The following is a 21,098-nucleotide window of genomic DNA, read 5'->3' as shown; positions in this document are numbered from 1 at the left end:
CTCAACATTGATTGTATTATAGATCCGTAAATTTGTTTGCGCAAGCAAATAAATTTAAAAATAAAAAAGAATTTAAACCGACCTCCAAAATCGACTTAAATTCTTTTTACTAACTTCAACAAACAGCCTAAGTCACTTTAATGGAACTGCATCCCACCATCAACTTCTAGCGTTTGTCCAGTCATATAATTTGAATCTGGTCCAGCCAAGAAAGCAACCCCAGCAGCTACATCTTCAGGTTCAGATAAACGCTTAAGGGCAATGTCTTTCGCAAAAGTCTGCATACCCCATTCATCATCTTTGCCGGCATTTTGGCCAACCTGATGGGCAATGTCATACATCATTGGCGTCTTAACGATACCAGGTGCAAACGCATTGACCGTGATGCCCAACTCTGCTAAGTCGCGAGCGGCAACTTGAGTAATGCCTCGAACAGCAAATTTAGTCCCACTATACAATGCCAGATTCGGATTACCAACAACACCGGCTTGTGACGTGGCGTTGATAATCTTACCACCATGCCCGAGTTTCTTAAATTGCTCGATCGCAGCCTGGATACCCCATAAGGTACCCGCAACATTCACACGATAAACCAAATCAAATTGCTTTGGTGTAATCGTCTCAATTGGCGTTGTTGGCCCTAAACCAGCATTATTAACCAACACATCAAAGCCGCCCAATGCTTCAGCTGCTTTACGCACGGCAGCAAAAACACTATCCCGGTCAGAAACATCTACTTGAACAGCCACTGCTTTACCACCGTTTTGATTCAAATCTTCAGCTACTTTTTCAGCGTTTTCCAAATTCAAATCGGCAATCGCAACAGCAAAACCATCTGCAGATAAACGCCGTACAATGGCCTCACCAATACCTTGACCACTACCAGTTACTAAAGCTGCTTTGTTATTTAAAGAAGACATATAATCACCCCCACATTTAGTAAGTCGATTATATGCCCTACTGGAAACGTTTTCAACAGTTAACCCTTCACTAATTTTCAGAATTTACGTATTTTTTTCTTTTTGGTAAAGTGGTATAAAATTGTCAGCCCCAAACTACCAAAGACGATCAGAGCAAAAACAAGGTTAGGAATCTCAATATCAATAGCTGGTATGGATAGGAAAAGTTTCACGGCAATAAATGCGATCAGCCCGTAAGCCATCATTTCCAATTCAGGGATAATCTGCATCAGCCGCATGATGATCTCCGCAATTCCACGCATAGCCAAAATGCCGATCATACCACCAATAAGTACGATCACCGGATTACTAGAGATCGCTAAAGAGGCCAACACCGAGTCGATCGAAAAAACAATATCCATGGCTTCAATCGAAATAACCACACGCCAGAATAAAGACAGAACATGTTGCTTTGAGTTATCGACCTTCTTTGTCGTTCCTTGTTTGGCATGATCTGGATTATGGCGATCATAAAAGTAACGCACGCTCAAATACAATAAGTAAAGTGAGCCGAAAACTTTGATGAACCAAAAGTTGATCAAGTAAACGCCGATACCGATCACCAAGAAACGAAAAATATAAGCACCCCAAAGGCCATAAAACAAAGATTTTTCTTGTTGTTTTTTGGTTGGCAGAATTTGCGTTTGCGCAGCCAACACAATGGCATTATCTACGGATAACAAACACTCCATCAAAACTAATGATAAAATAACCAACCAATCTTGACCTGAAGTGATCACCGTTTCCCAATTATGACCATCAAAAAACGGTTGGTACAAATTAATGATTGCTTGCAAAATTGACACTCCAATTATTTTTTATCTATGAAATCCTTAACGTAAAACAAACTTTTCGATAATCTCAGCCATGGCATCCTGATTATTATCACGTTTAGTCACATATTGCGCAGCTTGTTTCACAGAGTCAATCCCATTAGCCACACAGACCCCTAGCCCAGCGGCTTGAATCATGGTGAGGTCATTATTATTATCTCCCACGGCAATGATCGCTTCCGGCTGGATCTGAAGTTGCTGGGCCAAAGCAAGTGTTGCCGTACCTTTATTCACTTGAGCACGATTAAACTCAATATAACGATCCGATGAATACGTTGCTGTAACCTGGTTGCCCAACACCACATGCACTTTTTTACCAAGCGCTTGTCTCTGCGCCATGGTGGGTAAAGCGACAATAATCTTCATGATAGCTAGCGATTGAAACATTGTAAAATCAACTGTATTTAAGGTCGTAAATTGGACCCCGCGTTCTGCTAAATAGCGGTTATCATTAGGGTCCGCATGATAAATAAAAAGTTGGTCCGTTGTATAAATATGCACTGCACCGTCTGTATTAGTACAGATATCAAAAATGGCCTGGGCCATGGCATAATCTAGACCGTTACTTTTAAGCACACGATTTTGATAGTTTTCCAATATCAGGGCACCATTATATGAAATCTCGTAGGCTTGCGGCTGGTTATACAGTCCCAAATCCCGCAAATTATCTTGATAGGATAGAAAGCTACGCCCAGAATTGGGTACAAAATAAACACCTTGAGCCACCGCCTGCTTAATCGCCTGGATATTTCCGGCACTTAAAGTCCCATCATCTCTTAGTAGTGTCTCATCTAAATCACTAACGATCATTTGATACATCTTCTTCACCAAATTTCCTTCATTTTCTACTTAACTATAACGGAGAACTGCTTAAGACGCCACCTTGTTTCAAGAACAGCCTACAAAAATAGGCAAGCGTCAGGACAAAATCAACATTTTGTTTCTAACGCCTGCCTATTCATAAATATTGCTCAGTTTAAATGTGTTCCAAGAAACAATGAGTACGCTAAAAATTTTATGAGGCTTCTTCAGAAACCTTAGCGATCCGCCCTTGTTGGATATAAACACTTAAGATGCCGATATCAGCTGGATTGACGCCACTGATTCGACTGGCTTGTGCTAAAGTCTCTGGCTGGATCTTCTTCAGCTTTTGTCTTGCTTCAGTTGCTAAACCACTGACCGCATCGTAATCCAATCGATCGGGAATTTTCTTAGCTTCCATCCGCTTCAAGCGTTCGATCTTGGCCTCTTCTTTGCGAATGTAACCCGCATATTTCACTTGAATCTCAACTTGCTCGATTACGCGATGATCTAATGTTGTCGGTGCTGGCTCAATAAATTGACGCAAATCTTGATAAGTGACTTCTGGACGCTTCAAGAAATCCACTGCCAAAACGCCATCTTTCAAAGGGGCTACCCCTTTTGCCGCTAAAAAGGCTTGCACCTCTGGCGTCGGTTTAACCCGCACACTTTGCAATCGCTCTAATTCAGCATTGATTGCAGCCTTCTTAGCCAAGAAGCTTTGGTAGCGTTCATCTGAGATCAACCCCAATTCATGACCTTTTTCAGTCAAACGTAAGTCGGCGTTATCGTGACGTAATAATAAGCGGTACTCTGCACGACTTGTCAACAAGCGATAAGGCTCATTCGTCCCCTTAGTCACTAAATCATCAATCATTACGCCGATATAAGCATCACTACGCTTCAGAATAAATGGGGCTTTACCTTGAACTTTCAAAGCTGCATTAATACCCGCAATAATCCCTTGACCAGCAGCTTCTTCATATCCAGACGTGCCATTCATTTGACCTGCTGTAAATAGATTTTCAACCACTTTTGTTTCTAAAGTGGCTTTCAACTGCCAAGGTTCAACAATATCATATTCGATCGCATAGCCAGGCCGCATCATTTCAGCATGCTCTAGACCCGCAATGGAATGAACCATATCTTGTTGGACTTCTTCTGGCATTGAAGTGGAAAAATCACCAACATAATATTCCTCAGTATCGCGACCTTCAGGCTCCAAGAAAATTTGATGCCGTGGCTTGTCAGCAAAACGAACCACTTTATCTTCAATGGATGGGCAATATCTTGGTCCAACACCCTTGATCACACCGGAAAACATGGGTGCTCGATCAAGATTATCACGAATAATTTGATGGGTGGTCGCATTAGTATAGGTCATCCAACAAGAAAGTTGGTCTGATAGGTAACTGGCATCAGAAGTCTCATAACTAAAGGCATTGGGTGTTTTATCGCCTGGTTGCTCTTCTGTCTTACTATAATCAATGGTATTGCCATCCACACGTGGTGGCGTACCGGTCTTAAAACGATTTAATTTAAACCCTAAGGACTCTAAATTCTCAGACAACTTGATTGAAGGAATTGAGTTATTGGGTCCTGAAGAATACATTAACTCACCAATAATGATCTTACCTCGTGAAGCAGTGCCCGCCGTCAACACGACTGCTTTAGCTAAATAACGAGCACCGGTATTTGTGATGACCCCTTTACAAACGCCATCTTCCACGACCAATGAATCAGCGATGCCTTGTCGTAGCGTTAGATTTGGTTCATTTTCTAAAGTATCCTTCATTACTCGATGATACTGGGCTTTATCTGCCTGTGCTCGTAAAGCACGCACAGCTGGTCCTTTACCTGTATTTAACATCCGCATCTGAATATAGGTGGCATCAATATTTTTACCCATCTGCCCACCTAAAGCGTCAACTTCGCGGACGACAATCCCCTTTGCTGGGCCACCGATAGAAGGATTACATGGCATAAAAGCAACCATATCCAAATTGATCGTTAACAGTAAGGTTTTTTGACCCATGCGGGCAGCTGCCAAAGCAGCCTCACTGCCAGCATGACCAGCGCCAACAACGATCACATCATAATTTTTAGAATCATATGTTTTCATCTATTTTGTCTCGCTCTCTTTAGTATTCGCTTATTTTCCTAGACAGAATTGACTGAATAACTGAGTGATCAGTTCATCAGGGGCACTTTCACCCGTGATCTCACCAAGTTTATCCCAACAATTTGTCATATCGATTTGTACCAAATCAATGGGCATCCCTGCCGCAATCCCACTTTTAACATCTTCCAAAGACTGCTTGGCTTGTTGTAACAGACCAATTTGACGCGCATTCGTCACCAAAACGGTAGCTTGATTGGTTTCGATCCCGCCAAAAAACAACTCGGAGATCTTAGTTTCAAGGGTATCTGTACCAGATTGCTTTAAGATTGAAATATTGATTGGCCGCTCATCAGGTGCCAAATAAGAGGCTAATTCTGCTGGCTTTAACCGTGCCGGTAAATCTGTTTTATTCAGTAAAATAATGCGTTTCTTAGCTTGTGTGGCTTTTAATAATTCGCGGTCTTCATCAGTTATCGGCTCGCTTTGATTCAAAACTAATAAAACTAATTCTGCTTGAGCCAATGCTTGCCGACTACGGTCGACCCCGATTTTTTCAACTTTGTCTTCTGTCTTATGAATACCTGCCGTATCAACCAGCTTCAAAGGAACGCCATTCACATTGACATATTCTTCAATGACGTCGCGGGTCGTACCAGCAACATCAGTCACAATAGCCTTATCTTCATGTAGTAAATAATTTAATAGACTTGATTTACCCACATTTGGCCGACCGATGATTGCTGTAGCCAAGCCTTCTCGTAAGACTTTCCCTTGGCGTGCAGTCTTTAACAAAGTATCGATCTGTTGGCCCACTAAGTCTGCTTTTTCCAACAACATTTTAGTAGTTAGCTCATCTTCATCATATTCTGGATAATCAATATTGACCTCGACTTGAGCCAATACTTGTAAAATTTCTTGACGCAAGTTTTGAATCAAATGGGCCAAATTGCCATCCAATTGATTCACAGCAACTTGCATCGCACGGTCTGTTTTAGCTCGAATCAAATCCATAACCGATTCTGCTTGCGTCAAATCGATCCGCCCATTTAAAAAGGCACGCTTCGTATATTCTCCTGGCTCTGCCGCTCTCGCACCGTGGGCTAATAATAACTGTAAAATATGATTCGTTGCCAGTAGCCCACCATGACAATTGATCTCAATAACGTCTTCTCTAGTGAACGTCTTAGGCGCCCGCATGACCGAAACCATGACTTCATCGATCACTTCATCTGTCTCAGGATCTACAATATGGCCGTAATTGATTGTGTGACTAGGCACCTTACTTAAATCTTTGCCACGAAAAACGCGATTCGCAATAGCGACACTATCTTCACCTGACAAACGCACAATTGAAATTGCCCCTTCGCCAACCGGTGTCGAAATTGCTGCGATCGTATCATACTCTGTGATGGTATTTGCCATAATATCCCTCCATCAAAACCTAAAAAACATTAAAAAAAGTGCCTACATCCATTCCTTTTAAAAATACAAAGAAATGGATAAAGCACTTTGACTACTTCATCCGTAGTAAATCATTGATCAAACGAATAATATCGATCTTCGTTTAATTAATATACTAACTTTAAATACGTTTGTCAAAATTTATTGCTTGTGTTAGGGGCAATAATCACATATCGATGTGGGTCTTTACCCTCAGAAGTCGTTTGAACGTGAGCATTGCTAGCTAACTGTTGATGAATGATCTTCCGCTCAAAAGATGGCATATCATCCAACAAATATGGTTTACCCGTGGCAATCACTTCCATGGCAGCTTTATCTGCTAAACGCTGCAAAGTCTCCTCACGTCGTTGCCGATAATTACCAACATTTAACACGATCCGTTGTTTCCCATGACCATGTTGATTAAAGTAGGTTTGCGCCAAATATTGCAGCGAATTGATCATTCGGCCATGTTTGCCAATGACCAAACCCTCTTTATCCGTACCTAGCTGATAAATTACCTGACCGGATTTCTGCGTGACTTTAACTGTGACTGGCGTTTTTAAACTTGCACAAATATCCGTAATATAGTCTTTTAACTGTTGCAAAACGGCTGCATTATCTGACCGCCGCCGTTGGGTACGATCCAATACTTCAGTAGCTGTTGCCTTTAATTGCGTTGGCTTCTGCCGTTTTATCTCTGCTGTTACTGGCCTGTGAACTGGTGCTGACTTCGTTGTGGTTCGTTGAGCTACTGATTTTGCTTGCTGCTCCGTTGCAACAGGCTTTTTTTTAGCTGGCTCAGGAAGCTTGTCCAACTTTACAACGGCTGGTTTACGTCCAAAACCTAAAAACCCTTTTTTACCAGTTGCAATAACTTGGACATTTACCGCACCCCGCTGTAGTTTCATCTGCTTCAATCCATTTTCAATCGCTGCTTGAATGGATGAACCTTCAAAAGTTGGCATAGTACCCTCCTAACTTATTTACGCTTACGCTTAAATGCTTGTTTGCGCGCTTTTTGTAAGGCTTTTTCCCTATCTCGCTTGGCTTGTTCCTTAGCTTCCCGTTCATGAATGATCTTATAAGGATTTTGTAGTAATAAAGTTTGCCCGACTTGAAAGGCATTGGAAACGACCCAATATAACGTAATGGCTGCCGGGAAGTTGATTGTTGTAAACAGAATAAAGATCGGCATCCCCCAAGTCATCAGTTTCGTTGTCGAATTTTGTGTTGGCTGGGATAAGCTTGATAAGTATGATGTTGCAAAGGTAAAAATAGCCGCCAAAATCGGCAAAATATAATAAGGATCTTTACTACCCAATTCTGTCCACAAGAAGCTTGCGTGCCGTAAAGCCCCGGTCCGAGCAATGGCTTGATACAAAGCCCACATAAATGGTAACTGGATCACTAACGGCAAGCAGCCCATCAATGGATTAACGCCAGCTTCAGACATCAGCTTTTGCGTTTCTTCTTGAAGTGTCCGTTGTGTGTCCGCATCTTTAGCCGAATATTTTTTGCGTAAAGCATCCATTTCAGGTTGAATCTCCATTTGCTTACGCATACTTTTCATTTGGTAATGATTCAGTGGTAATAAGATAATCCGTATGATCAATGTAAAAATAATAATTGCCACGCCGAAACTACCATTAAATGCATGGGCCAACCAAATGATAAAGCGGGAGAAGTTATAAATAATATAACGATCCCAAAAACCTGTACTACTTTTGGTTACCGGTGTATTAATATTCCCACAGCCAGCCAAAACAACAACTAATAAAGCTAGCGCAAGAACCAAGACGATGCGTTTAACTTGTCGTTTATTCAAAATATTCCCTCGTTATCTTTGACGTTTTCTGTTAATTTGATGTGGTCGTCGCTGGACCAATTTCAGCTTCAAAATCCGAAGCTAGTAGCCCAGCTAATTTTAAAACATGAATCAAATTTCTCTTAACTTGAAAAAAATCCAACTGGCGACTTGGTTTGCGAGCAATCACTAAAAAGTCCACATCAGCCTTTAAATATGGTTTTAACTCTAGCAAACTCTGACGTATGTATCGTTTGATTTGATTTCTCAAGACAGCCGTATGACCGATTTTTTTACCCACTGAAATGCCGACACGAAAATGCTTTTGGTCGGGAACATCTAAATGGTAGATAACAAAAGCACGGTTGGCAACCGAACTGCCATGGCGAAAAACTTTTTGGAATTCTTGTTCCTTCTTAACGCGATATGATTTGCGCATAACTATCGGGATCCTAACTTGATGACCTATTAATAGGAAATTAAAAAAAAAAAAAACCACTGAAACATCAGTGGCCTTACGCAGATAATACTTTTCTGCCTTTTGCACGGCGTCTAGCTAATACCTTACGGCCGTTTTTAGTACTCATTCTCTTTTTGAAACCATGAACACGTTCGCGATGACGTTTCTTTGGTTGGTAAGTGCGTTTAGTTGTCAAAACTGACACCTCCTTGTTACTGCTGAACACATTATTTAATTAAAGTTTGACTGCTATCGTCAAATACAATCACTTATGTATAATATCATAATTTCATATCTAAGCAAACAAAATTTTTAAAAAAGCAGGCCTATCTATCCACAAAATCAAAAAATCACTTGTTCATAAACAAAATTAGTGCGCGACCGTCTATAAAATAATCCACAAGACTATCCAAAAGATATCCACAAATAAACGCCCGTGAATTTTGCTTTTCCACAGGCTGTTATTTTCGCTGTTAATAACCCGTGGAACACTATTAAAATCAGCTCTAACCTCTCACCTCCTCTTGTGGATAAGTTTGGAATATCCTAGTTATTCACACTATGAACAAGACGCTTTTTTTCTTTCTAAACACACTGTGATTTTTATTTAAAAGTTATTGACAATCCTGTGGAAAACTTTTTTCTTAAATGATAAACTAGTTCAGTACTCTAAAAAATGTGGATAACTTTATTTTTAACGGGAGGAGGACTGATCTTGCCTAATCTAGATGAGATTTGGGAGTATATTGAACAACAATTTCATCAGCAATTCACGCGTATCGGCTATCAAACCTGGATTGAATCAGCGAAACCTATCAGTTTAACGGCCAACACTTTAACAATTGAAGTCCCTTCACAATTACATAAAGAATATTGGGAAAAAAATATCCTAACAAAAATTGTTGAAAATGTTTATGCCCACTTCGGATTTGAACTGAATCCAGTTTTAACGATCACTGGTCAAACATATCCCAATGGCCAAAACACCCCTGATAAAACGAGTGCCAACAAAGCGATGCAATCAAAAGTATCCGAAAACGAAAATGATGAATTTTTAACAAGCTCACATCTTAATAGCAAGTACACTTTTGACACTTTTGTAACGGGTACAGGAAACCAAATGGCTCATGCAGCGGCCTTAGTTGTCTCTGAAGAACCTGGCGTACTGTATAATCCATTATTTCTATACGGTGGCGTTGGCTTAGGTAAAACCCACTTAATGCAGGCTATTGGACACCAACTACTACAAAGTCAACCAAATGCCAAGGTCAAATATGTAACCAGTGAAGCTTTCACAAACGACTTAGTCAGTGCAATCCAAACAAAAACGCAGGACCGGTTTCGACAAGAGTACCGTAGCGTCGACCTACTCATGGTAGATGACGTTCAATTTTTTGCCGACAAAGAAGGCACCCAAGAAGAATTCTTTCATACGTTCAATGATCTATATGAAGAAAAAAAACAAATCGTCCTAACCTCGGACCGACTGCCTAACGAAATTCCTAAACTTCAAGACCGTCTTGTTTCCCGATTTAAGTGGGGCCTATCCGTAGATATCACACCACCCGATCTTGAAACTCGAATTGCAATCTTACGGAACAAAGCTAATGCCGAACACCTAGATATTCCCGATGACACCCTATCGTATATTGCCGGTCAAATTGACTCTAATGTCCGTGAACTTGAAGGTGCCTTGATTCGAGTCCAAGCCTATGCGACCATGAAAAACGAGCGTATCTCAACTAGTTTAGCTGCAGATGCGCTCAAGAGTTTGAAACTACAGGACGCGACTAATGGTTTATCCATCGTCAAAATCCAAGAAACGGTTTCCAAATATTACCATATTTCATTAACTGACCTAAAAGGAAAAAAACGGAACAAAGCCATCGTTATTCCCCGGCAAATTGCTATGTATCTCGCCCGGGAACTGACCGATAGTTCATTACCAAAAATCGGTATGGAATTTGGCGGCAAAGATCACACAACAGTCATTCACGCACACAAAACAATTGCCCAAAATTTAGAATCGGATCCAGAAATGAAAGCAAATATTGCTGAATTAAAGAATATTTTGCGCCAGTAAAAAAGTTGCCCACATGTGGATAAAAATGAATAAGTCCCCAAGTTATTAAAAAGTTATCCACATGTGGAAATCTAAGTTTGCTGGTTAAAAGATACTTTTCCACAGAATTAACCGCCCTACTACTATTACTATATAATTAACTATATTAATATAGACAAAATATCTCTGCGTTATCAGGAGGAAGCTACATGAAATTTAGTATCAGCCGTTCTCAATTCATCAAAACCTTAAATGATGTTCAAAGAGCTATCGCTAGCAAAGCCACGATTCCAATTCTGACCGGTCTTAAAATTGCCGTATCAGAAACTGGCGTGACCCTAACTGGTAGTGATGCCGATATTTCAATTGAAGCCACTATTACTCAAAGTGACGAAAAAGCTCAATTATTGATCGAGGAACCCGGTAATATTGTTTTACCCGCGCGATTCTTTGGTGAAATCGTTAAACGACTACCTGAAGACCAGATGACTTTAACTGTCGGGGAAGGGTTTCAAACAACAATTACCTCTGGGACGTCATCCTTTAATTTAAACGGTCTAGACGCCAACGGATATCCGCATCTTCCAGAGATTGATGCCGAAAATAAATTAACCTTACCTGCTGATATTCTTAAACAGATCATTTCGCAAACAGTCATTGCTGTTTCTAACCAAGAAAGCCGGCCAATTTTAACTGGGGTTCATATTTTAGTTAAGGATAACCAACTACTGGCTGTAGCGACCGACAGCCACCGTTTATCACAACGCAAGTTAGAAATTAACAATGGCCAAGGGTTAGAATATGACGTGATTATTCCGGGTAAAAGTTTAACGGAATTATCAAAAATTATTACGGATGATCTAGAAGAAGTAGATTTACGAATCACTGAAAATCAAGTTTTATTCACAGCTGGCCCAATCAAATTTTATTCACGCTTACTAGAAGGCAACTATCCAGATACAGATCGTCTGATTCCACATGATGCAACAACGACAATCGAATTCAATACGCAAAAATTGCTGGCCTCAGTTGAGCGGGCTTCCTTGCTCTCTCATGCCAGTCAAAACAACGTAGTTCGTCTAGTTTTAGATCCTGAAGCAAAAGAAGGTACCATTTATAGTAATTCACCTGAATTGGGGAACGTTCAAGAATCTTTAGCCTTTGAAAACCTAACCGGCGAAAAATTGGATATTTCCTTTAATCCAGATTATATGAAAGATGCCTTACGTTCTTTTGGCCCAACAGATATCAAAGTCGCTTTTACTTCCGCTTTACGTCCGTTTACGTTAGTCCCTAGCGAAGACGAGGAAAACTTTATTCAGTTGATCACACCCGTACGAACTTTCTAAAAAGTACTGCCTAAATCTGAAAACTAAAAAAGCCTTTGGAAGTTAGATCAAAAATCTGATTTCTAAAGGTTTTTTAGTTTGATTTACTAAAATATAACTTTGTTCGATTTAAATGCGACACCCTAAAAATTTATTTAGTCAGGAACAGAGGGCCTTATTTTTCGATTTGAGTAGTTTTTCGTTATTTGGTTATAATATACGTAAAGACTAAAAAATTGCTGACACCCCCTTATTTTCGTTAATCAATTGTTTTTTTGCCTTAATAAGGCTATAATAATATAAGTAAAATGCTAAGTTTCACAGATTTTTAATCAATTTTTTGAGAACTTTGGAGATGATGCAATGGCCCAAAAAGTCATGAAAATCACCCAATCATTCATTACCTTAGCGCAGGCTTTAAAAGAAGAAGGTATTATTGGTACGGGTGGACAGGCAAAATGGTTTTTACAGGAAAATACAGTTCTCATTAATGGTGCAGCGGATGATCGTCGTGGTAGGAAACTCTATCCCGGCGATCAGTTTCAAGTTTTAGGTACAACTTACGTGATCCAAAAGCAGGATTGATATGTATTTAGAACAATTAGAACTAACCAATTTTCGAAATTACAAAAAATTAATTCTAAATTTTGACCAAGGCATTAATATTTTTATAGGTGCAAATGCTCAAGGTAAAACAAATTTGCTAGAAGCCATTTACGTCTTGGCGTTGACACGAAGCCATCGAACGTCGAATGATAAGGAAATGATTCAGTGGCAGCAAGATTTTGCGCGGATCGATGGTCAAGTTATGCGCCAAACAGGTAAGTTACCGCTTGAACTTATTATTAGTAAGCAAGGCAAACGGGCCAAAGTCAATCATTTAGAACAGAGCAAACTTTCGGCATATTTGGGTAATTTTAATGTTGTGCTATTTGCGCCAGAAGATTTAGATATCGTTAAGGGTTCTCCAGCCACGAGACGCCACTTTATTGATATGGAATTCGGTCAAATGAGTGCTAATTATCTGTCTAATTTATCTCAGTATAAGTTAGTTTTAAAACAGCGTAATTTATATTTGCGTCAATTGAAGTATCAACAAGCTAAAGATCTCGTGTATTTGGAAGTATTATCAGATCAGTTAGCAGCATTTGGCGCAAAAGTGATCAAAATTCGTTATCAATTATTGGCTCAAATGGAGAAATTTGCCCAAGTGATCCATAAAGAGATCACAAATCAACAAGAAACCCTAACATTCCAGTACCGTACGTTAATCAAACAGCATGCTTTGACTGATTCAGAAGAAACAATTTATCAAGAAATCAAGGCCATTTATACTGAAAACCAACCGCGTGAGATCGAACAAGGGACGACATTGTATGGACCTCATCGCGATGATGTTTTATTTTTTGTTAATGATCAAAATGTTCAAGCCTTTGGTTCTCAAGGCCAACAACGTACCACAGCGCTAAGTGTCAAATTAGCAGAAATTGATTTAATGGCGGCCCAAACCGGAGAATATCCGGTTTTATTATTAGATGATGTGTTGTCCGAATTAGATGATGTACGACAAACGCATTTATTAAAGGCTTTTCAAGACAAAGTGCAAACTTTCTTAACCACGACGAGTTTAGATAACGTTGCTAAAGAAATTATCAATGATCCAAAAGTATTTCATATAGATTCAGGAATGATCAAAGTTTAGTTCACCAAATGGAGGTTATGAGATGTCAGAGGACTTATCAAAAGACACGAATTTACCAGCAGAAGCAGAGGCTGAAGCGGAAGAAGCTAAAGAAAGCCAACCAACCCCTGAACAATTAGCTGCTCAAAAAGAACAACTGGAAGAACGCGCAAAAGATTACGATGCCAGTCAAATTCAAGTCCTAGAAGGTTTGGAGGCTGTTCGCAAACGGCCGGGGATGTACATTGGGTCTACAAGTGCCCAAGGCCTGCACCATTTGGTCTGGGAAATCATTGATAATGGGATCGATGAAGCTTTAGCTGGTTTTGCCACTGAAATCAATGTTTCTGTAGAACCAGACAATAGCATTACCGTGTTTGATAATGGCCGTGGGATTCCCGTTGATATTCAGGCAAAAACGGGGCGGCCAGCTTTAGAAACTGTGTTTACGATCTTACATGCTGGCGGTAAATTTGGCGGTGGCGGTTATAAAGTTTCTGGTGGCTTGCATGGTGTTGGTGCTTCCGTGGTTAATGCGCTTTCTTCGGAATTAGATGTAACGGTTACTCGAGATGGTAAACGTTACTACATGGATTTCAAGCGCGGCAAAGTCCACACAGAAATGAAAGTGATCGGTGAGGCACCTGCTCATGAACATGGTACTAAAGTTCATTTTTCACCAGATCCTGATATTTTTACTGAAACGACCGTCTATGACGATAAAGTTTTGACCACGCGCATTCGCGAATTAGCTTTCCTAAATAAAGGTCTAAAACTGACTTTTACTGATAAACGTGCGGAAACTCATGAAAAGCTAGAATTCCATTATGAAGGTGGGTTAAAGAGTTACGTAGAGTTCTTGAACGAAGGCAAAGATGTGCTCTTTCCAGAACCGATTTATGTGGAAGGTCAGCAAAATGGCATTACCGTTGAGGTTGCGTTGCAATATACGACTGGCTATCGTAGCAATTTGATGACCTTTGCCAATAATATTCACACCTATGAAGGCGGAACGCATGAATCCGGATTTAAGACCGCTTTGACCCGTGTTATCAATGACTATGCTAAAAAGACGAATTTATTCAAGGATAATGATGAGAATTTATCAGGTGAAGATGTTCGTGAGGGCATGACAGCCATTGTCAGCATCAAACATCCAGATCCACAATTTGAAGGTCAGACTAAGACAAAACTTGGTAATTCAGATGCTCGGACCGTGACAGATCGGATGTTTTCAGAAACTTTTAGTAAGTTTTTGATGGAGAATCCGTCGGTTGCTCGTAGCATTGTTGAAAAAGGTTTGTTAGCTGCCCGAGCTCGAGTCGCTGCCAAGCGTGCACGTGAGGTAACACGAAAGAAGTCTGGCTTGGAGATCAGTAATCTACCAGGTAAATTAGCCGATAATTCCAGTAAAGATCCTGAAATTTCGGAATTATTTATTGTCGAGGGGGACTCTGCCGGTGGTTCTGCTAAATCCGGGCGTTCTCGTTTGACACAGGCTATTTTACCGATTCGAGGTAAGATTTTAAACGTTGAAAAAGCTAGTATGGATAAAATTCTAGCCAATGAAGAAATTCGATCATTGTTTACGGCAATGGGTACGGGTTTTGGTTCTGATTTTGACTTAGCCAAAGCACGCTATCATAAGCTGATCATTATGACTGATGCCGATGTGGATGGGGCGCATATTCGGACGTTATTGTTGACGCTATTTTATCGTTATATGCGCCCAGTAGTGGATGCCGGTTATGTTTACATTGCCCAGCCACCACTGTATCAAGTTCGCCAAGGCAAATTCCGGAAATATATCGATTCCGATGAAGAATTACAAGATACATTAGCTCAATTGTCTGCCAGTCCAAAACCTGTGATCCAGCGGTATAAAGGGCTTGGTGAAATGGATGCGGAACAGCTTTGGGATACAACGATGAATCCAGAAAATCGGCGGCTTCTTAGAGTTGAAGTTTCAGATGCTGAAGACGCCAATGGTGTTTTTGAGATGTTGATGGGCGATAAAGTTGAACCAAGACGTGAATTTATTGAAGAGAATGCAACTTATGTCGAAAACTTGGATGCTTAATTACATCTAGTTGGTTCAAGGAAATGAAAGGGGTCATTAAAGCACATGGATAATGCACAGGATCGGCGCATTACAAATGTTAATTTATCTAAAACCATGCGCAGTTCGTTCTTAGATTATGCCATGAGTGTTATTGTGGCGCGGGCATTGCCAGATGTTCGTGACGGGTTAAAACCAGTGCATCGGCGTATTTTATACGGTATGAATGAGCTGGGGGTCACGCCGGAAAAGCCTTATAAAAAATCAGCACGTATTGTAGGGGACGTCATGGGTAAATTTCACCCCCATGGTGATTCTGCAATTTACGAATCTATGGTGCGGATGGCTCAAGATTTCAGCTATCGTTATATGCTGGTTGATGGGCACGGTAACTTTGGTTCAGTAGATGGCGACGGCGCAGCTGCTATGCGTTACACTGAAGCACGAATGAGCAAAATTGCGATGGAAATGCTGCGGGATATTAATAAAGACACCATTGATTTTGAAGATAACTATGATGGTAGTGAACGAGAACCAACAGTTTTACCAGCACGTTTCCCTAATTTACTGGTCAATGGGGCGACTGGGATTGCCGTCGGAATGACGACCAATATTCCACCCCATAATTTAGCGGAAGTCATTAAGGCAATCCATATCTTAATGGACAACCCTGAGGCTTCCATCGAAGATCTTATGGAAGTCCTGCCGGGACCAGATTTTCCTACCGGCGCGATTGTTATGGGTAAATCAGGCATTCGTAAAGCCTATACGACAGGTAAAGGTACGATTACTTTACGGGCCAAAGTTGAAGTTGAAACCCAAAAGAATGGGCGGGAACGCATCATTGTCGATGAGATTCCTTATATGGTCAATAAAGCAAAATTAGTTGAACGTATCGCTGAATTAGCCCGGGATAAACGGATCGATGGAATTACTGATCTCAATGATGAATCTGATCGTGATGGCATGCGGATCGTGATTGATATTCGCCGTGATATGAGCGCTACAGTGGTTTTAAATAACTTGTATAAGTTAACACCATTACAAACATCATTTTCATTCAATATGGTGGCTATTGTTGATGGCGCACCTAAAGTACTGAATCTTAAGCAGATTTTACAGTATTATTTAAAACATCAAGAGCAAGTAATCCGGCGCAGAACGCAATTTGACCTGAAAAAAGCTGAAGCACGGGCGCATATCTTAGAAGGTTTGCGGATTGCTTTGGACCACGTAGATGCGATTATTAGTTTGATTCGTAACGCACCTAATGGCGATGTCGCTAAGACCCAATTGATGGATCAATACCAGCTAAGTGACAAACAAGCGCAAGCTATTTTGGACATGCGTTTTGTTCGCCTGACTGGTCTTGAACGTGAAAAAATTGAGTCAGAATATAATGAGCTGCAAAAATCGATTTCTGAATATAAAGCTATTTTAGCTAGTCCTGAACGGATCAACCAAATCATCTATGAAGAATTGATGGAGATTCAAAAGAAATTTGGCGATGCTCGGCGGACTGAATTATTGGTCGGTGAAGTCTTAAGCATCGAAGATGAAGATTTGATTGAAGAAGAAGAATCGGTCATCACATTGACCCACAATGGCTATGTCAAACGGCTTTCTTCCACAGAATTCAAAGTCCAAAATCGAGGTGGCCGTGGGATCCAAGGCATGGGCGTTCATGATGACGATTTCATTGAACATTTAGTTTCCACATCGACCCACGACACGTTAATGTTCTTTACCAATGCAGGCAAAGTTTATCGTTGTAAGGGCTATGAGATTCCAGAATATGGCCGGACAGCCAAAGGGATTCCAATTATCAATCTATTGGATATTAACCCGGATGAAAAAATTCAAACAGTGATTCATATTCCGCGGGATCGGGATGAAAACGAAAGCTATTTGTTCTTCGTAACACGGTTAGGGGTTGTCAAACGAACTGCTGTTGCTGAGTTTTCTAATATTCGTAAGAGTGGGCTGCGTGCCGTTACCTTACGTGATGAAGATGAGCTCAGCAATGTCATCTTAACAACAGGTAATGATAATATCTTGATCGGGACACATTTAGGCTATGCCGTTTCATTCAATGAACAAGATGTTCGGCATATGGGTCGAACTGCTGCTGGTGTACGGGGCATTCGCTTGCGTGATCAAGATTATGTTGTCGGCAGTGATGTCTTAGATCCGAATAAAGATGTTTTCGTAATTTCTGAACATGGTTACGGTAAACGGACGCCGGCTGGTGAATATCCAATTAAAGGCCGGGGCGGTAAAGGTATTAAGACTGCAAATATCACTGAAAAGAACGGGCCATTAGCTGGCGTTACCACGATCAGCGGCAGCGAAGATATTCTTTTAATGACCAATACAGGTGTCATTATTCGCTTTGAAGCCCAGAATATTTCAACGACTGGTCGGGCAACTTTAGGCGTTCGCTTGATCCGTGTGGATGACGACGCTGTGGTGTCAACTATGGCTAAAGTTGATCCAGATACTGAGGTTGATAATTTGAATGCTAATGATCAGGACCAAGCGACAACGACTAGAACGACAACTACTGAAGCAAGTGATACACCTGATTTAGATCAGGAACATCCTGAAGTAGACGAATTATTGCGTCGAGCTAAGGCTGATCAACAAGAAGACCGTAAAGATTCGGATGACTCAGATACTGATGAATAAATCTAAAACACATGCTATTGGTCCAATCATTTCGGTAGCGCTACTGTCTTTTATGGGTGTTCTGACAGAAACATCCATGAATGTTACGTTTCCAGCTTTGATGAAACAATTCGGAGTATCACTAACTACTGTTCAGTGGGTCACCACTGGGTATTTATTGACAGTCGCTTTATTAATGATTACTTCTGCTTATCTTAAAAGGCGATTTACGAATCGCCTTTTATTTGTGACTGCGGCTTTATTATTTATAATTGGTGATCTATTATGTGCGCTGGCACCAACATTTTGGCTATTGTTACTAGGCCGCTTAATTCAGGCCGGTTGTGTAGGATTAGCTGCACCTTTAATGGTCAATATCATTTTAGATACAGTGCCACGAAATAAATTGGGCACTTATATGGGGCTTGCCAATCTGATTATTTTGATTGCACCTGCTCTAGGCCCAACTTTTGGCGGCACGATGGTCTATCTTTCTGATTGGCGCATGATCTTTTGGTCGACCTTACCACTGGCGATTATTTTATTGTTGGTAGGGCAAGGGCTGATCAAACAATATACGCCGACAAAACGAATCAGTTTTGCTTGGGGGCAATTTGTATTCTTGTCCATTGGCTTAGTCAGTCTGATTATTGGGCTGAATGAATTGAGTAGCCCAAGTCATTATATCCGGGTGCTGCTTTATTTTAGCGTAACGCTAATTGCGTTCGTTATTTTTGGTTATTGGGCCAAGCACTCAGAGAAAATTTTGTTCAAGTTAACGGTATTTAAACGATCGAGTTTTATTTATAGTTTTTTACCCTACGTATTTTTACAGTTCTCAAATGTAGGTATCAACTTCATGCTGCCGAATTATGTCCAAATGGTTAATCACGCCAGCGCCTTTATCGGCGGTCTAATTTTATTCCCGGGTAGTTTATTAAATGGTTTTGGTCAGCCAGTCTATGGTTGGCTGTTAGATAAGTATGGTGGTCGCTTACCGTTGTATTTAGGCAATAGTCTGGTGTTGATCACGGCAGTCCTCTTCATGCTCATGGGCCAGCAGTTAACGATCATTGCGGTCGTTGTTTTATACGCAATCTTCAGCACAGGACGGTCCATGGCTTTTAGTAATTCCATGACCTTTGGGTTGAAACAATTACAAAAAGATGAACGTAATGATGCCAATGCGTTATATAATACTGGGCAACAAGTTTTTGGTTCAATTGGGACCACGCTGATGGCGGTATTGATGATGTCAGTACGATGGCCACAGCATACGCACGTCCAAAATGTGGCTTTGGGGAGTCAAATTGCTTTTGGGCTTGTAGGACTTTTGGCTTTATTAAATGTATGGTTCTATCGTCGCCTATTAAAGCATGAATTAAAAATTGTGGCTTAAAAAGAATGTTTCTGCGTAATTTGTATTGACTAGCGAAGTCAATCGGGTTATTCGGAAACATTTTTTAATTTGAATTGTAAAAACAAGAAAGGTATGTTAGAGTAATTATTTGTGAGTATCCATCTATTGGGATGGACCGAGAGATTCGGTGCTCCTTGTTGCTTACTTTGTGAGCAACCATAAGTCCATGAGGAGGTGTAAATACAGTGGCTACACATTATGAAATTACTTATATCATCAAACCAGATATTGATGAAGAAAGTAAAAGCGCACTGGTAGAACGTTTTGATAAGATCTTAAAAGACAATGGTGCAGAAATCATTGACTCAAAAGATTGGCAAAAGCGTCGTTTTGCTTATGAAATCAATAAGTATAACGAAGGCACTTACCATATCGTAAACGTCAACAGTGAAAATACTGATGCAATCAATGAATTTGATCGTTTAGCTAAAATCGAAGATGCTATTTTGCGTCAAATGATCGTTAAGCGTGAAGACTAATCAATTTTTGATGTTTGGAAAGGAGCAGTTATAAATGATCAATCGAGTTGTACTCGTTGGCCGATTAACCCGGGATATTGAACTTCGCTATACTAACAGCGGTGCCGCCGTTGCTAGTTTCACCGTGGCTGTCAATCGCCAATTCACGAATGCCTCTGGTGAACGTGAAGCTGACTTTATTAACTGCGTCATTTGGCGTAAGGCTGCTGAGAATTTTGCGAACTTCACAAAGAAGGGGTCGCTTGTTGGTATCGATGGCCGGATTCAAACCCGATCTTACGAAAACCAACAAGGGCAACGGGTATATGTAACTGAAGTTGTTGTTGAAAACTTCTCACTCTTAGAACCTAGATCCACCACAGAACGTCGTGAAGATGGTTCAAGTTCCAATAATTTCTCTGGCAACAATCATAATACGTCGAATCAAAATTCCCAACCATCTGCTGGTAATAATCAGAAGAGCAATGATACTGACATGCAAGATCCCTTTGCGGATAACGGCCAGTCCATTGATATTTCCGATGACGATTTACCATTCTAGTCACTAAATTAGAAAGCTAAGGGAGGGACTCTTAATGGCACAACAACGTCGTGGCCGTCGTCGCCGTAAGGTAGACTTCATCGCCGCTAATCATATTGAATATATCGATTATAAAGATACTGATTTATTGAAACGGTTCGTTTCTGAACGTGGTAAGATTTTACCGCGTCGGGTAACAGGGACAAGCGCTAAAAACCAACGCAAAATCACTGCTTCCATCAAACGTGCACGGATCATGGGTCTTTTACCATTCGTTGTCGAAGATTAATTAAACTGATGAATGGCGCTCCAGTCAAGTGACTGGAGCTTTTTTTAGTGTCTTTAGACCTAGTTGAGTACCATAAGGTACGAAACAGTAAACCACCCGCTATGCGGGTGGGTGTTCAATTGCTATGCAAAAAAGCCCTCTTTTCAGATAGAATATTGGATGTTCAGGCCA

Annotated in this window: 19 protein-coding genes; 10 read left to right on the top strand and 9 right to left on the bottom strand. The window is 40.7% G+C overall.

From position 1 onward, the window contains the following. Positions 1–137: 137 nt before the first annotated feature. The 9 genes from FHQ08_RS10605 to rpmH form a co-directional block, all read right to left on the bottom strand. Positions 138–920, bottom strand: coding sequence for a (S)-acetoin forming diacetyl reductase (locus FHQ08_RS10605; RefSeq protein ID WP_230914385.1), 783 nt, complete (start codon positions 918–920; stop codon positions 138–140). A gap of 77 nt (positions 921–997) precedes the next feature. Further along, on the bottom strand, positions 998–1,756 hold the full coding sequence (locus FHQ08_RS10600; RefSeq protein WP_230914384.1) for a TerC family protein: 759 nt from the start codon (positions 1,754–1,756) through the stop codon (positions 998–1,000). 36 nt (positions 1,757–1,792) lie between these two features. Continuing rightward, positions 1,793–2,611: a Cof-type HAD-IIB family hydrolase gene (locus FHQ08_RS10595; protein WP_230914397.1), complete on the bottom strand. Its 819-nt coding sequence runs from the start codon at positions 2,609–2,611 to the stop codon at positions 1,793–1,795. 196 nt (positions 2,612–2,807) lie between these two features. Further along, positions 2,808–4,715 carry a tRNA uridine-5-carboxymethylaminomethyl(34) synthesis enzyme MnmG gene (gene mnmG, locus FHQ08_RS10590; RefSeq protein ID WP_230914383.1) on the bottom strand — a complete coding sequence of 636 codons (1,908 nt, stop codon included), beginning with the start codon at positions 4,713–4,715 and terminating at the stop codon, positions 2,808–2,810. Between the two features lie 30 nt (positions 4,716–4,745). Beyond that, positions 4,746–6,137 carry a tRNA uridine-5-carboxymethylaminomethyl(34) synthesis GTPase MnmE gene (mnmE, locus tag FHQ08_RS10585; protein ID WP_230914382.1) on the bottom strand — a complete coding sequence of 464 codons (1,392 nt, stop codon included), beginning with the start codon at positions 6,135–6,137 and terminating at the stop codon, positions 4,746–4,748. A gap of 173 nt (positions 6,138–6,310) precedes the next feature. Further along, positions 6,311–7,123, bottom strand: coding sequence for an RNA-binding cell elongation regulator Jag/EloR (gene jag, locus FHQ08_RS10580; protein ID WP_230914381.1), 813 nt, complete (start codon positions 7,121–7,123; stop codon positions 6,311–6,313). 14 nt (positions 7,124–7,137) lie between these two features. Beyond that, positions 7,138–7,983: a membrane protein insertase YidC gene (yidC, locus tag FHQ08_RS10575; RefSeq protein ID WP_230914380.1), complete on the bottom strand. Its 846-nt coding sequence runs from the start codon at positions 7,981–7,983 to the stop codon at positions 7,138–7,140. A gap of 31 nt (positions 7,984–8,014) precedes the next feature. Further along, positions 8,015–8,401 carry a ribonuclease P protein component gene (gene rnpA / locus FHQ08_RS10570; protein ID WP_230914379.1) on the bottom strand — a complete coding sequence of 129 codons (387 nt, stop codon included), beginning with the start codon at positions 8,399–8,401 and terminating at the stop codon, positions 8,015–8,017. Positions 8,402–8,477: 76 nt separating this feature from the next. Further along, positions 8,478–8,618 carry a 50S ribosomal protein L34 gene (gene rpmH / locus FHQ08_RS10565; RefSeq protein WP_081763026.1) on the bottom strand — a complete coding sequence of 47 codons (141 nt, stop codon included), beginning with the start codon at positions 8,616–8,618 and terminating at the stop codon, positions 8,478–8,480. A gap of 519 nt (positions 8,619–9,137) precedes the next feature. Between rpmH and dnaA the strand changes: the two genes are divergently transcribed. From dnaA to rpsR, 10 genes are all read left to right on the top strand, one after another. Continuing rightward, entirely contained in the window at positions 9,138–10,505 is a 1,368-nt protein-coding gene (gene dnaA / locus FHQ08_RS10560; RefSeq protein ID WP_230914378.1) for a chromosomal replication initiator protein DnaA, read from the top strand. Positions 10,506–10,693: 188 nt separating this feature from the next. Beyond that, positions 10,694–11,833: a DNA polymerase III subunit beta gene (gene dnaN, locus FHQ08_RS10555; RefSeq protein WP_230914377.1), complete on the top strand. Its 1,140-nt coding sequence runs from the start codon at positions 10,694–10,696 to the stop codon at positions 11,831–11,833. A gap of 342 nt (positions 11,834–12,175) precedes the next feature. Beyond that, positions 12,176–12,397: a S4 domain-containing protein YaaA gene (gene yaaA / locus FHQ08_RS10550; protein WP_230914376.1), complete on the top strand. Its 222-nt coding sequence runs from the start codon at positions 12,176–12,178 to the stop codon at positions 12,395–12,397. A gap of 1 nt (position 12,398) precedes the next feature. Next, positions 12,399–13,514, top strand: coding sequence for a DNA replication/repair protein RecF (gene recF / locus FHQ08_RS10545; protein ID WP_230914375.1), 1,116 nt, complete (start codon positions 12,399–12,401; stop codon positions 13,512–13,514). 22 nt (positions 13,515–13,536) lie between these two features. Continuing rightward, complete coding sequence (gyrB, locus tag FHQ08_RS10540) at positions 13,537–15,573, top strand: DNA topoisomerase (ATP-hydrolyzing) subunit B (protein ID WP_330166091.1); 2,037 nt, start codon at positions 13,537–13,539, stop codon at positions 15,571–15,573. A 45-nt stretch (positions 15,574–15,618) separates the two neighbouring features. Then, positions 15,619–18,240 carry a DNA gyrase subunit A gene (gene gyrA, locus FHQ08_RS10535; protein ID WP_230914374.1) on the top strand — a complete coding sequence of 874 codons (2,622 nt, stop codon included), beginning with the start codon at positions 15,619–15,621 and terminating at the stop codon, positions 18,238–18,240. Next, positions 18,191–19,618: an MFS transporter gene (locus tag FHQ08_RS10530; RefSeq protein WP_407929215.1), complete on the top strand. Its 1,428-nt coding sequence runs from the start codon at positions 18,191–18,193 to the stop codon at positions 19,616–19,618. Before gyrA ends, FHQ08_RS10530 begins: the two co-directional genes overlap by 50 nt. A 206-nt stretch (positions 19,619–19,824) precedes the next feature. Further along, positions 19,825–20,118, top strand: coding sequence for a 30S ribosomal protein S6 (rpsF, locus tag FHQ08_RS10525; protein WP_230914372.1), 294 nt, complete (start codon positions 19,825–19,827; stop codon positions 20,116–20,118). 34 nt (positions 20,119–20,152) lie between these two features. Beyond that, positions 20,153–20,659 carry a single-stranded DNA-binding protein gene (gene ssb / locus FHQ08_RS10520; protein ID WP_230914371.1) on the top strand — a complete coding sequence of 169 codons (507 nt, stop codon included), beginning with the start codon at positions 20,153–20,155 and terminating at the stop codon, positions 20,657–20,659. Between the two features lie 34 nt (positions 20,660–20,693). Then, complete coding sequence (rpsR, locus tag FHQ08_RS10515) at positions 20,694–20,927, top strand: 30S ribosomal protein S18 (protein ID WP_230914370.1); 234 nt, start codon at positions 20,694–20,696, stop codon at positions 20,925–20,927. Positions 20,928–21,098: the final 171 nt, after the last annotated feature.

It is taken from the genome of Agrilactobacillus fermenti, assembly GCF_021030645.1.
Taxonomy (GTDB): domain Bacteria; phylum Bacillota; class Bacilli; order Lactobacillales; family Lactobacillaceae; genus Agrilactobacillus; species Agrilactobacillus fermenti.
Note: the sequence above shows the minus strand (reverse complement) of the source record. Positions and strands in the feature narration are given on the sequence as shown.